The sequence below is a fragment of the Winogradskyella damuponensis genome, from assembly GCF_039538385.1.
GTDB classification, from domain to species: domain Bacteria; phylum Bacteroidota; class Bacteroidia; order Flavobacteriales; family Flavobacteriaceae; genus Winogradskyella; species Winogradskyella damuponensis.
On the sequence record NZ_BAABCB010000018.1, the window covers coordinates 221,863 to 234,866 of the forward strand.

11 protein-coding genes are annotated in these 13,004 nt (G+C 32.0%); 7 read left to right on the forward strand and 4 right to left on the reverse strand.

What is annotated here, in order from left to right; translation table 11 throughout:
* Positions 1–22 precede the first annotated feature (22 nt).
* The 5 genes from ABD730_RS09620 to ABD730_RS09640 all read left to right on the forward strand — a co-directional run bounded on the left by ABD730_RS09620 (position 23) and on the right by ABD730_RS09640 (position 7,617).
* The gene (locus tag ABD730_RS09620; protein ID WP_344714208.1) at positions 23–1,024 is read left to right on the forward strand and encodes a peptidoglycan bridge formation glycyltransferase FemA/FemB family protein; all 1,002 of its coding nucleotides are present in this window, start codon (positions 23–25) and stop codon (positions 1,022–1,024) included.
* Positions 1,025–1,392: 368 nt separating this feature from the next.
* Positions 1,393–2,517, forward strand: a complete 1,125-nt coding sequence (locus ABD730_RS09625; RefSeq protein WP_334469280.1) for a DegT/DnrJ/EryC1/StrS family aminotransferase — start codon at positions 1,393–1,395, stop codon at positions 2,515–2,517.
* Positions 2,514–4,409: a polysaccharide biosynthesis protein gene (locus tag ABD730_RS09630; protein ID WP_334469281.1), complete on the forward strand. Its 1,896-nt coding sequence runs from the start codon at positions 2,514–2,516 to the stop codon at positions 4,407–4,409. Before ABD730_RS09625 ends, ABD730_RS09630 begins: the two co-directional genes overlap by 4 nt.
* 33 nt (positions 4,410–4,442) lie before the next feature.
* A complete protein-coding gene (locus tag ABD730_RS09635; protein ID WP_334469283.1) occupies positions 4,443–5,219 on the forward strand; it encodes a polysaccharide biosynthesis/export family protein in 777 nt (258 codons plus the stop codon).
* 19 nt (positions 5,220–5,238) lie between these two features.
* Entirely contained in the window at positions 5,239–7,617 is a 2,379-nt protein-coding gene (locus tag ABD730_RS09640) for a GumC family protein (protein ID WP_344714211.1), read from the forward strand.
* Positions 7,618–7,696: 79 nt separating this feature from the next.
* Here the strand turns inward: ABD730_RS09640 and ABD730_RS09645 are convergent, their stop codons facing one another.
* Positions 7,697–8,869: a proline dehydrogenase family protein gene (locus tag ABD730_RS09645; RefSeq protein ID WP_344714213.1), complete on the reverse strand. Its 1,173-nt coding sequence runs from the start codon at positions 8,867–8,869 to the stop codon at positions 7,697–7,699.
* A 93-nt stretch (positions 8,870–8,962) separates the two neighbouring features.
* Between ABD730_RS09645 and aroB the strand changes: the two genes are divergently transcribed.
* Positions 8,963–10,033, forward strand: coding sequence for a 3-dehydroquinate synthase (aroB, locus tag ABD730_RS09650; RefSeq protein ID WP_344714215.1), 1,071 nt, complete (start codon positions 8,963–8,965; stop codon positions 10,031–10,033).
* On the opposite strand, the gene ABD730_RS09655 is transcribed toward aroB, so the two are convergent.
* From ABD730_RS09655 to ABD730_RS09665, 3 genes are all read right to left on the reverse strand, one after another.
* Entirely contained in the window at positions 10,030–10,545 is a 516-nt protein-coding gene (locus tag ABD730_RS09655) for a DinB family protein (RefSeq protein WP_334469292.1), read from the reverse strand. The two genes, aroB and ABD730_RS09655, sit on opposite strands and share 4 nt — an antisense overlap.
* Before the next feature lie 66 nt (positions 10,546–10,611).
* Positions 10,612–11,091 (reverse strand): Lrp/AsnC family transcriptional regulator, encoded by a 480-nt coding sequence (locus tag ABD730_RS09660; protein ID WP_215925742.1) that lies wholly within the window; start codon positions 11,089–11,091, stop codon positions 10,612–10,614.
* 74 nt (positions 11,092–11,165) lie between these two features.
* Positions 11,166–12,311, reverse strand: a complete 1,146-nt coding sequence (locus ABD730_RS09665) for a M14 family zinc carboxypeptidase (RefSeq protein ID WP_344714218.1) — start codon at positions 12,309–12,311, stop codon at positions 11,166–11,168.
* A gap of 302 nt (positions 12,312–12,613) precedes the next feature.
* On the opposite strand from ABD730_RS09665, the gene ABD730_RS09670 reads away from it, so the two are divergent.
* Positions 12,614–12,991: a helix-turn-helix domain-containing protein gene (locus ABD730_RS09670; protein WP_344714220.1), complete on the forward strand. Its 378-nt coding sequence runs from the start codon at positions 12,614–12,616 to the stop codon at positions 12,989–12,991.
* Positions 12,992–13,004 lie beyond the last annotated feature (13 nt).

Sequence of the window (13,004 nt, forward strand, 5' to 3'; positions counted from 1 at the left end):
CAATCATAAAGCTAAAGATTTAATGATGAAAGAAATCACAGACAAGAAAGAGTGGAATGCTATTTTAGAACAAATAGAAAACTATGATTTTTACCACACATACGACTACCATAACATTTCTAAAAACGAGGGTGAAACCCCTATTTTATTAACCTATACAAAAGACAAAGCTACAATAGCCCTACCTATTTTACTCCGTAAGATTCCTAATACAATATATTCTGATCTTACATCTGTTTACGGTTATGCAGGCCCACTATGTAATGTAGACGTAAACACGTATGATTTTAGTGATTTTAAAACAACTTTTAACGCTTATTTAGATTCTAATAACATCGTGTCTGTTTTTAGCAGATTACACCCTTACATTCAACAAGATAGAATATTAGAAAACTTAGGAGATACCGTAAGCTTAGGTGACGTTGTAAATATTGATGTTTCATTACCAATAGAACAGTCACGTATGGCATATGGAAAATCCAATAAAAACCAAATAAACAAACTAAGAAAACAATGTGAAGTTGTTAAAGCAGAAACTAAAGAAGAAATCCTTGAGTTTGTAGATATCTATTACGAAAACATGAAACGTCTAAATGCTAAAGAAAACTACTTTTTTAGTAAAGAGTATTTTCTTAACTTCATGGAAATTAGCGATTTTGATACAGATATCCTTTTAGTTAGACACCTAGAATCTAACACTTTTGTGGCAGGTTCAATGTTTGTAAAAACAAAACAAATTGTACAATACCACTTGTCTGGTACACGCACAGAACACCTAAGACTAAAACCATCAAAATTATTCTTAGATGAAATGCGACTACAAGCTACACAGCAAGGTTTTAAGGTTTTTAATCTTGGTGGAGGACTAGGAAGTGAACACGACTCTTTATTTGAATTTAAAGCTTCTTTTTCTAAGGATTTCAGAACTTTTAAAGTATGGAAATACATTGTTAATCATGATATTTACGATGAATTATCTCAACAAAAAGATGAAACAGATTTTTTTCCTAAATACAGATCGTAATAATTCATTCTTATACACAAGCCTCCTTTTCATTATTGATTTTAAAACTCGTACTAACACTAAATAAGCTTATGATTTTTAAGTATATTAAGATAGTATACGAGACACAAACCTAATTTTAATCTCAAACACTAATCAAACGATGATATTAGAGTTTTAGAGTGTTTTTTATCTGATTTTTATACCTTTAAAAATCAGATAAACCTTATATATCGTGTAAATTTAGCAGTTTATCGTAAATTTATATTTTTGTTTCTTGGTTTAAACTATTAGGACTTATATTAGCACCATAAATGCTAATTAATTTTAGGTCCCAAATACCTCTAATTAACAACTTTAGGTACTAAACTAACTTAAAGAATTAACCTATGAATACTAAAATATGGCTCTCATCACCGCACATGAGTGGTAATGAACAATCTTACATAAAAGAAGCTTTTGACTCTAATTGGGTAGCACCTTTAGGACCAAATGTTAACGGCTTTGAAAACGACTTACAATCTTATCTTAATGAAGATATTCATGTTGCAGCTTTAGCATCAGGTACGTCTGCCCTTCACTTAAGCCTTATTTTATTAGGTGTTAGTCATGGAGATGAGGTAATATGCCAAAGCAAAACGTTTTCAGCTTCTGCTAACCCTATTGTATACCAAGGTGCAACTCCTGTTTTTGTAGATAGTGAAAGGGAAACATGGAACATGTGCCCTATTCAACTAGAAATCGCAATAAAAGATAGAATTGCAAAAGGAAATAAACCGAAAGCAATTGTTGCGGTGCATTTATACGGAATGCCTTATAAAGTAGACGAGATTAACAATATCGCATTAAAATATAACATTCCTGTTGTAGAAGACAGCGCTGAATCATTAGGAAGTACTTACAAAGGTAAAAATTGTGGCACTTTCGGTGATTTTTCAATATTATCCTTTAATGGCAATAAAATCATAACAACCTCTGGAGGTGGTGCTTTAGTTACAAAAACGCAAAAACAGAAAGAGCAAGCTGTTTTCTTAGCCACACAAGCAAGAGATAATGCACCACATTATTTACACTCTCAAATAGGCTACAATTATAGAATGTCTAATATCGTTGCTGGTATTGGCCGTGGTCAAATGACTATTTTAGACAGTCACGTAGCTAAACGTCGTTCAAATCACGAATTTTACGTAAATGCTTTTAAAGACAATACTAAAATCACATTTTTAAACGAACCTGAAGGTTATTTTTCTAACCGTTGGCTATCTTGTATTCTGTTAGATTCTGAAAGCACACGAGAAGGTTTAAGACTCGCTTTAGAAAAGGAAAACATAGAATCTAGACCTTTATGGAAACCAATGCACCAACAACCCGTTTTTAAAGATGCACCTAGCTATCTTAACGGAGTTTCTGATGAATTATTCGAAAAAGGCTTATGTTTACCTAGCGGATCAAATTTAACTGATATTGAATTAAATAGAGTAGTTTCTGCTATAAATACGTATTTTGTATCATGATAGTTAAATATCTAAATAAAATATCTAAGAAATATGCCTCAAAATGGCTAGTGCTGTTATTTGATATATCAATAATAGTTGCTACATTTTTTATGGCATACCTTATTAGGTATAATTTCATCATAGAGTTTGACTTCTCTACCCTTTTGATGCAAATTCCATATGTTATTGTTGTAGCTACAATTAGCCTAATAGCTGTTGGGACATACAAAGGTGTAGTTCGATTTACAGGATTTAAAGATATTGTCAACATTATAATCGGAGCTAACATTTTAGCAACTATACTTATCTGCTGTACTTTTGCGAGTAGAAAGTTTATGAATGAAGATAGCCTTTTTGACATCTCCGGCTCAATCATCTATATCCACTTATTACTTAACATATTATTCTTAATTGGGGCTAAATTGTTTATAAAATCTCTTTATAACCATATTACTCAAGACTTTCAATCTATTTCTAATGTTTTAATTTTTGGAGCTGGTAATTCTGGCATGTTAACTTATGATGCCATTCAAAACGATACTAAAAACGGCGTTGAAGTTGTTGGTTTTGTTGATGATGATGAAAGAAAAATTGGAAAGAAAATAAACCTATTAAAAGTTTACAACATCAACTCTATTGACGAGGATTTCATTAAAAAGAATGATGTTGAAGATGTCATAATTTCAATTCAAAATATAGATCCTACAAGGCTACTTCAAATTACTAGTAATCTTTTTTCACTCGGACTTAAAGTTAAAATTGTACCTCCAGTTCAAAGCTGGATTGATGGAGACTTAAGTGTAGGACAAATTAAAGAAGTTAAAATTGAAGACCTTCTTGGAAGAGACCCAATTAATATTAAAAACCCAGATTTAGAAGAACAGTACGACAATAAAGTAATTTTAATTACTGGTGCAGCCGGATCTATTGGAAGTGAAATTTGCAGAAAAGTTAGCTTATATAATTATAAAAAGTTAATCCTTGTAGATAATGCAGAATCTGCACTTTACGATATTCAACAAGAATTTAGACAACAAGGTTTAGAAAATATTGATGCTGTTGTAGCAGATGTACGAAACAGAACTAGAATAGATCAAATTTTTAATCAATACAAACCTAAAATTGTCTTTCACGCCGCTGCATATAAACACGTGCCTTTAATGGAAAACAACCCTTTTGAAGCAGTTAGCGTTAATATTGGAGGTACTAAAAACGTTGCAGATATCTCTGTAAAACACAGTGTAGATAAGTTTGTTTTAATCTCTACTGATAAAGCGGTAAACCCTACAAATGTCATGGGTGCAACTAAACGAATTGCAGAGCTTTATGTAACTTGTCTTAAAGGAAAAGGACACACAAAGTTTATAACCACAAGATTTGGAAACGTTTTAGGATCTAACGGATCTGTAATTCCGTTATTTAAAAAACAAATTGAAAAAGGAGGACCTCTAACAGTAACTCATAAAGATATTACACGTTACTTTATGACTATACCAGAAGCATGTCAGCTTGTATTAGAAGCAGCAGCCATGGGTAATGGTGGTGAGATTTTTGTTTTTGACATGGGCGAACCTATTAAGATATTTAATTTAGCCACCAACATGATTATCCTTTCTGGATTAAGATATCCTGAAGACATAGATATCAAAATAACAGGTTTAAGACCAGGTGAAAAAATATACGAAGAACTTTTAGCTGACGGTGAAAACACCAAAAAAACATATCACGACAAAATAATGATTGCTAAATCAAGACACGTTGATATTATAACAGTTGAAAGTCAAATTAATAAACTTACTAAGATAAACTCTTTAACCCAACCGTTAGAAATCGTTTCTTCCATAAAGTTTTTAATACCTGAATACATCTCTAATAACTCTACTTTTGAAGTATTAGACAAAAAAAAATAATCCCATTTTTACTAAACCCATAAATTAACTCAAATGAAAACACGTATCCTTATTATCTCGATATTAGCGATTATTAACGCTACATCATGTGCGTCTAGAAAAGATATTGTTTACTTTCAAGACAAACCACTAGAAGAAGGACTAATTGCTTCTGAAGCAACTCAGTTAATTTATAAACCAGATGATATCTTAACAATTAACGTTTCAGCATTAGACCCTGATACTGTTAGGCCTTTTAATTTACCTATAGTATCTAATAATACAAACGATTTAAGAAACGCTCAAGGAACGCAACAACAACAAACATACTTAGTAGATCACAATGGTAATATAGAATTCCCAGTATTAGGCACCATAAAAGTTGAAGGCTTAACACGTACAGACTTAACAGCACTGTTAGTTGAGCGTATTAAGAGTATGGTAAATAACCCTATTGTTAATGTAAGACTAGCTAATTTTACAGTCACAGTTATTGGAGAAGTTTCTAATCCTGGGACATTTACAATGCAAGACGAAAGAGTGACACTCCTAGAAGCTCTTGGTTATGCAAATGATTTAACTATATTTGGTAAACGAAAAAATGTAAGGCTAATTAGAGAAATAGACGGTAAAAAGAAGTTTGCTGAAATTGATTTAACATCCATAAACACCGTAAATTCTCATTTATACTATCTACAGCAAAATGATGTTATTTATGTTGAACCAAATAATGCTAAAATTAGATCGTCTACTTACAACCAAAACAATGGAGTATTAATATCTGCAATAGGCACATTAACAACCATATTAGCTGTATTCTTAATAAAATAAGTACCAATTAAAATATTATATGGAATCCAACCCTGTTTCAAAACCGAATGAAATTAGACAAAGTGTAGATTTATTCCTATCTAACTGGAAAATTCTGCTTTTCTGTAGTGTCGTTGCCCTATTTCTAGGCTATACTTATTTACGTTACACTACTTATCAATACAACGCTAATGCAACTATTAAAATAATAGACGAAAAGCAATCTAAAAAACTTCCTTCTATTGGAGAAATGACTAGTGGTGGACTATTCTCAGATGGTACAGATAAAATTAAAGATGAAATTGAAACCATTCAGTCAAGAACCTTAATTTCTAATGTTGTAAAAGCCTTAGATCTTAATATTAGATGTTTTGCAGAGGGTAATATAAAAGAGCGTGAAATTTATAGAAACCCACCTGTAAAACTAAGTTTTTTCGCAAGTGACTCTATCATACATCAAGTAGATACGACCTTGTATATTAAAATAAAATCCCCAACTCAATTTTTAGCATTTAAAAAGGAAGGAAAATCTTTAATTGACAGAGACGAACAAACAGGTGTTCCATACACATTTGGAGAAAAAATAAAAACAGGCTTTGGAGGCATGGTGTTAACACCAAATATTGGAGACCACGCTCCAGTTATAGGAAGTAATTTAAAAATATCTATAACCTCTGTTAGCAAAGTCGTAAACAGCTATCAACGAAAAATAAAAGTATCAACAGATAAAGGATCAAGTGTTATTAAATTAGACCTTAACGAAAGTAATTCCTACAAAGCTGTTGATATTTTAAATCAAATCATAGATGAATACAACAATGACGTACTCTTAGATAAAGAGTCTGTTGTCAAAACAACTTCTGACTTTATAAACAATAGACTTAAGCAAGTTTCTGAGGAATTAGAAAAAGTAGATTACACAGCAGAAGACTTACAAAAGAAAGAAGGTTTAACAGCTTTAGACTCTAGAGCCGACTTAAACCTACAAACAGGACAACAATTACAATCTCAAATTTCTTCTACTGCAAATAACATAGAAATGTTATCGTTTTTAGAAGAGGAAATTAGTAGTACAAACAAAAGTAACGACATGCTACCAGCCGACATAGGAATTGGCGACTCTAACACATCTCAAGTTATAAAAAGACACAATGAGTTAGTAGCAGAACGCGACAGAATTTTAAGAAACTCAACAACTAAGAACCCAGTTGTTATTCAACTGAATAACCAGATAGAATCTTTAAAATCTAACCTTCTTAATTCGGTAAAAAACATAAAACAAACGTCTCTACTCACTCTTAACAACCTAAGCAGAGACAATGCTCGAATACAAGGTAGACTCTCAGCAGCACCTAAAAAAGCGCGCCAGTTTAGAGACATTAAAAGACAACAAGATATTAAAGAGTCTCTTTACCTTTATTTATTAGAAAAACGAGAAGAATCAGCAATAAGGCTAGGCATGTACACTCCTAATGCAAAGATAATCGACAGTGCTTATTCTTCACACAAACCAGTAGCACCAAATAAAATGATCGTATACATTGCATCATTATTATTTGGCCTAGGTATTCCTATTGCTTTTATTTATATATCAGATTTACTCAACACAAAAATCTATAAAAAAGAAGATTTAGTAGACACTTTAAACATCCCTTATTTAGGAGACATACCAAAAAGCTCTAAGAAGCAAAAATTAGTAAAGAAAATTGATTATTCACCAAAGGCAGAAGCTTTTAGAATTGTAAAGTCTAATATAGATTTTATGCTAAGAAACATAAAAGGTCGCTCTAAAAAATTATTTATCACCTCTACTGTTCCGCAAGAAGGAAAATCGCATACAAGTTCAAACCTTGCGGCATCAATTGCTTTTTCTGGCAAATCTGTACTCCTTATAGAAACAGACATTAGAGTTCCTAAATTACTTGAGTATCTTAACATCAAAGATCAGTCAAAACAAGGGCTTTCAGATTACATTGCTGATACATCTTTAAAACCTCAAGATATTGTCTTAAAACACGAAGACAATCCACTCTTAGACATTATTTCATCTGGAACAATTCCTCCTAACCCATCTGAATTGTTAATGAATGAAAGAGTAGAAGAACTCTTTAACTATTTTGACACTAAGTACGATTATATTGTTGCAGACACTTCTGCTGTAGGTATTGTTAGTGACACACTACTTATTTCTCATTTAGCAGACATGTTTATCTATGTTGTAAGTGCGGATAATATAGACAAACGCTTACTCCAACATGTTGCACTACCATTATATACAGAAAAAAGACTACCTAATATGACAATGCTATTAAACAGCGTTAGCTTAGGCAAAAAAGGATACGGCGGTTATGGTTACGGCTATGGCTACGGAAATAACCCCCAAAGAAAGAAAAAATGGTATAAATTTGGTAAGTCATAACAAATCACACCAAGTTACATTAATAAAAAAAAGCCACTAAATAAAATTAGTGGCTTTTTTATATAACAAAAACAAAAGTTTACAATTTTCGTCGTTTTCGTTCCGTTTTTAATAATGATAACTCTCTACTCGTTTGCCCCGAAACTGAAGTGTTTTCCTCTGCCCTTCTAATTAAATAAGGCATCACATCTTTTACCGGTCCAAACGGAATATACTTTGCTACATTATAACCTTGAGCCGCCAAATTAAAGCTAATATGATCACTCATACCAAATAACTGCCCAAACCATATCCTATTATCTTCTTTAGAAATGTTATGAGTTTTCATAAGATCCATAGCTAAGTAGCAACTTAATTCATTATGTGTACCGATAAAAACTGATATATCTTTTAAATTTTGAAGTATATAATTTAAGGTTTCATCAAAATTATCGTCAGTCGCTTTTTTATTTTCACAAATTGGCGAATCATATCCTTTATCCAAAGCACGTTCGCGCTCCTTCTCCATATATGCTCCTCTAACAATCTTCATTCCAATTTTAAAACCGTCTGCTTTAGCACGTTTATGCAATTGCTTTAAATAATCTAAACGATCCCAACGATACAACTGTAAAGTATTATAAACTACAGCAACATCTTTATTATAGCGACGCATCATTTCTTCTACCAAATCATCTGCAGCATCTTGCATCCAACTTTCTTCCCCATCAATTAAAACTTCAACATCTTTTTCCTTGGCTAATTTACAAACAGCATCAAACCTTCCTACTATTCTACCCCATTCAGCCTCTTCTTCACTTGTTAAAACAACACCTTCTGTTTTTTTCTGATACAATAAAAACCGACCAAAACCTGTTGGTTTAAACACCACTATTGGCATTGCTTCCCGTTCATCACAGAAGTTTATAATCTTCAATATTTTTGCTAGCGCATTATCAAATTGATTTTCTACAGATTTACCTTCTACAGAATAATCCAGAACCGAACTCACTCCTTTTGTATAAAGCTTATCTATTACTGGCAAGCAGTCATCTTCATTAACTCCACCACAAAAATGGTCAAAGACAGTAGCTCTAATTAATTTTTCTACGGGTAAATGCGCTTTTAAAGCAAAGTTTGTTGCAGCCGTACCAATACGAACCAAAGGTTCAGATGATATCATTTTAAATAAAAAGTAGGCACGTTCTAATTCTGAGTCCGACTTTAATTCAAAGGCAGTCTCTGTATTTTCAAAGAGTGAGCGATCAATCATTAGCTAAATAATATATGTACAAATATATTTATTAATCATTTACTTTTTCTGAAAAAGGAAGTATTTTCACATCATCAATTTAGATATTTTAAAATGGATTCTATTTCTACAAAAAATGCCACAGTTTTTTTTAATTCTGAAGTCTATACAGCGTTAAATAATTACCTAAAAACCGACAAACCTTCCAAGATATTTATTCTTGTAGACACCAATACTCACGACTATTGTTTACCTGCGTTTTTGGAACGCATAGAGTCTGGCGACATAGTCATTGAAGTCATGGAAATACCAAATGGTGAAGACCACAAAACCATAGATATCTGTACAGGTGTTTGGGAAGCTCTATCTGAATATAACGCAGATCGCAAAAGTTTATTAATTAACTTAGGAGGAGGAGTTGTTACAGATTTGGGTGGTTTTGTAGCAAGTACATACATGCGAGGCATCGCTTACATAAACATTCCAACAACACTATTAGCCATGGTAGATGCTTCAGTTGGAGGAAAAACGGGAGTTGATTTAGGCGCCTTAAAAAATCAAATAGGAATTATAAATGAAGGAGTAATGGTTGGAGTTGACACCTCTTACTTAGATACTTTACCTCAAAATGAAATGGTTTCTGGTTTCGCAGAAATGCTAAAACATGGTTTAATTTACGATAAAACCTACTGGAGCACCTTAACACATCTTGAAAAATTAGACATTTCTGATTTAGACCAATTGATTTATGACTCTATCATCATCAAAAATGAAGTGGTAACATCTGACCCAACAGAGAAAGGCCTAAGAAAAATTCTAAATTTTGGTCATACTTTAGGTCACGCAATTGAAAGCTACTTTCTAGAAAACGCAGATAAGACACCATTATTACACGGAGAAGCTATTGCAATAGGCATGCTATTAGAAAGCTACCTATCAACTAAAATATGCGGCTTAAGCCAAGAAGAATTTGAGATAATTTCTTCAGGAATACTCAAAACATTCTCTAAAGTTGAAATCAATAAAAACGACCAAAAAGTAATCATAGATCTATTACAGTACGACAAAAAGAATAGTTATGGCGTTGTAAAATTTGTATTACTTGAAGCCATTGGCAAACCCAAAACAGACTGTGTAGTTCACAACGACCTTATTTTAGAAGCTTTTGATTATTATGCTCATTAGAGATAACGGTCTTTTACAATTTGAGTATGGTGATTTTCATGACCTGTTAAAATATATCCTATTGCCCTCACAGAAATAGGACAGCCACTCGCCTCACCCACTTGTTCTAAAGCAGCTGAATCAAAACTTCTATACAACGCTATAGAAGCCTGCCTTACAGCCTTATACTCATCTATTATGTTAACTAAAGAGCGTTTGCTTGCGTTAGCTGTAATAGCATAGTCGTCTTGTTCATACCCGGCCAATGGCGTTTTATCCTCTCGCGCTATTCGTAATGCTCTATATGCAAAAACACGTTCAGTATCTATAATATGAAGTAACACATCCTTGGGAGTCCATTTCCCTTCTGCGTAAGCGTAATTATGCTTGTCTTGCGCTAAGCCCGAATAAAACAACACTACAGAATCTAAATTTTGTTCTAAACCCTCAATGATATCTATGCTTGTGGCATTATCAATATACCATTTATAATACATGTCATATTCGTTATTATTAAGTGTATTAGAAATCATAATTATATAAATTAAAAAAGCCCTTCGTAAACTAACTAAGGGCTTTTGTATATTTTATTGTTTTAATTACAACTCATTAAAAATGGTATGCATTAAACGTTTTTTATCATTAAGACTTTCTTCTAAAGAAATCATAGTTTCAGTTCTGTAAACACCTTCTATATCATCTAACATAAAGATAATTTCTTTAGCATGCATAGTATCTTTAGCTCTAATCTTACAGAAGATATTAAATTTCCCTGTGGTAATATGAGCAACTGTCACATAAGGTATATTGTTAATTCGCTCTAAAACAAACTTAGTTTGCGATGTATTTTGAAGAAAAACTCCTACATATGCAATAAACGAATAATCTAATTTTTGATAATCTAATGTTAAAGAAGAACCTTTAATAATTCCCGCTTCTTCCATTTTTTTAACACGCACATGAACAGTACCAGCAGAAATCAATAATTTTTTCGCAATATCTGTAAATGGAATACGTGTATTATCAATAAGCATATCGAGAATTTGGTGGTCAATCTCATCTAATTTAAATTTTGCCATAATCATATAATCTTTAAAGTAAATGCAAAAATAGAACATTTACACTAACGATATTGCATAAAAATTGAATTATTTTAAGGTTTCAATAAGATTTCCTCATTATTTAACATTGCGAAAACGATTTCGTTACCCAAAATTAATTCCGAATTTCCTGTAGTTTTAAAAACCCTACCTTTTGCATCAACTTCTTTATGACCAAAATGATTAAGCAGTTTTTCTAATTTTACTATTTTAGGAACAAAATGCAGTTTTTTGTCCACCAACACTTCTTCATATTGAATAGCTACATCTATTAAATCGGTGTTTCCTGCTTTTAATTTCGTATCCCTAATAATAATATCATAAAAACATTTTGCATTTTCAGGAATATCAAAATAACTCTTATAACCTCCAATAGCAACACCCTTAGCAATCGTAAACAATCCTGACAAAATAGCAATAAACATTAAACGCCTCACCTCTTCCCTTTCATAATCATTTGTATAATGACCAGCTTCATAAAGCAATGTTGGCACGCCTAAATTTTGAAAGGTATCACCAACACAACTAAGACTAAAACCATCATCATAACGCCCAATCCCATTTGGAATCTCATTTTGAAGTACAGTATTTATCTCTGCAATAATAGCCATAGCCACCTTTCTATTATCTGTTAAAGAACGCTCTTCATCTTGCGAAGGTGATAAAAATGAAAGTGTAGCAACGTTGTTTTTTTCTCCAGCACTAAAAATAGTACGCTGTCCATGAAGGTTAAAACAATAATTTGGCATAAAATCGTCATAAGCCTGACGTAAAATCTTACTTTCTGGCTGAGATAAATTTTGTGCGTCCCTGTTTAAGTCTACTAGATTCGCATTTAAACGCGTGTATTTTTCAGCTCCATCAGGATTTAATATAGGAATAACCACCAACGTACATTGCTCTAATATACCTTTTGTGAAATTATTTTCAGTTTCAAACAAATTAAAACAATCAAAAAGCGCCTTAGTAGATGTCGATTCGTTTCCGTGCATTTGAGACCATAATAAAATTTTGATTGGTCCATGCCCAAATTTCAAACTGTAGATTGGTCGTTTTTCAACAGAATATCCAAGCGTAGAAATCTTAGATTTTGGTAATTTTTCTAAACACTTTTCTATATCAGAATTGGTTATATAACGACCATATAATTCTGTTGTTTTTACAGAAGAAAACACATCATTTAAAAGCTCTAAATTCATATCATTATTTTGATGTTACAAATGTAATCATTTGAAATTTTACATTTGTAAACAGTAATTATTCTGATTTTTGTTACAATGTTAAACAGATAGTATTAGAAAAGACACAGCTATTTATATGCTTTTTGAAAATAATTCAATAAACAATATATTTTCATCTCAATTAACATATTATCAGTAATATAACACACAAAATCAAACCTAAAGTTTAACTATAATAAAATATAAACAGAACCTTTAGCTACAATTACAATACTATTGATTACATTTGTAACATCACAAAAACAAATCTAAGGTTTACAATGATAAACTCATCAGAATTTACACAACGCCTACAGAAGGTCATGGATTTTTACAGTGAAACAGCATCTAGTTTTGCTGAAAAAATCGGAGTACAGCGCTCTAGTATTTCTCATATTTTGTCTGGTAGAAATAAGCCAAGTTTAGACTTTGTAATGAAGGTGCTTCACTCCTATCCTGAAGTAGAACTATATTGGCTAATGAATGGCAAAGGTCATTTTCCTAATGAGCCTAAAATTTCAGAATCACCAAACTCAAACATAACCGAACAACCTATTGCAAAACCACAAATCCCAGTTTCGATCCCTAACTCTAATTCTGAAATTGAAAAAATTGTTATCTTTTATAAAGACGGTACTTTTAAAAGTTATAAGCCTTAAAACTAATTGCACT

What these genes read in the sequence shown, in the direction of transcription:
- ABD730_RS09620 (WP_344714208.1), top strand. Translation starts at nt 23, where the DNA reads ATGATGAAAGAAATCACAGACAAGAAAGAGTGGAATGCTATTTTAGAA.
- ABD730_RS09625 (WP_334469280.1), top strand. Translation starts at nt 1,393, where the DNA reads ATGAATACTAAAATATGGCTCTCATCACCGCACATGAGTGGTAATGAA.
- ABD730_RS09630 (WP_334469281.1), top strand. Translation starts at nt 2,514, where the DNA reads ATGATAGTTAAATATCTAAATAAAATATCTAAGAAATATGCCTCAAAA.
- ABD730_RS09635 (WP_334469283.1), top strand. Translation starts at nt 4,443, where the DNA reads ATGAAAACACGTATCCTTATTATCTCGATATTAGCGATTATTAACGCT.
- ABD730_RS09640 (WP_344714211.1), top strand. Translation starts at nt 5,239, where the DNA reads ATGGAATCCAACCCTGTTTCAAAACCGAATGAAATTAGACAAAGTGTA.
- ABD730_RS09645 (WP_344714213.1), bottom strand. Translation starts at nt 8,869, where the DNA reads ATGATTGATCGCTCACTCTTTGAAAATACAGAGACTGCCTTTGAATTA.
- aroB (WP_344714215.1), top strand. Translation starts at nt 8,963, where the DNA reads ATGGATTCTATTTCTACAAAAAATGCCACAGTTTTTTTTAATTCTGAA.
- ABD730_RS09655 (WP_334469292.1), bottom strand. Translation starts at nt 10,545, where the DNA reads ATGATTTCTAATACACTTAATAATAACGAATATGACATGTATTATAAA.
- ABD730_RS09660 (WP_215925742.1), bottom strand. Translation starts at nt 11,091, where the DNA reads ATGGCAAAATTTAAATTAGATGAGATTGACCACCAAATTCTCGATATG.
- ABD730_RS09665 (WP_344714218.1), bottom strand. Translation starts at nt 12,311, where the DNA reads ATGAATTTAGAGCTTTTAAATGATGTGTTTTCTTCTGTAAAAACAACA.
- ABD730_RS09670 (WP_344714220.1), top strand. Translation starts at nt 12,614, where the DNA reads ATGATAAACTCATCAGAATTTACACAACGCCTACAGAAGGTCATGGAT.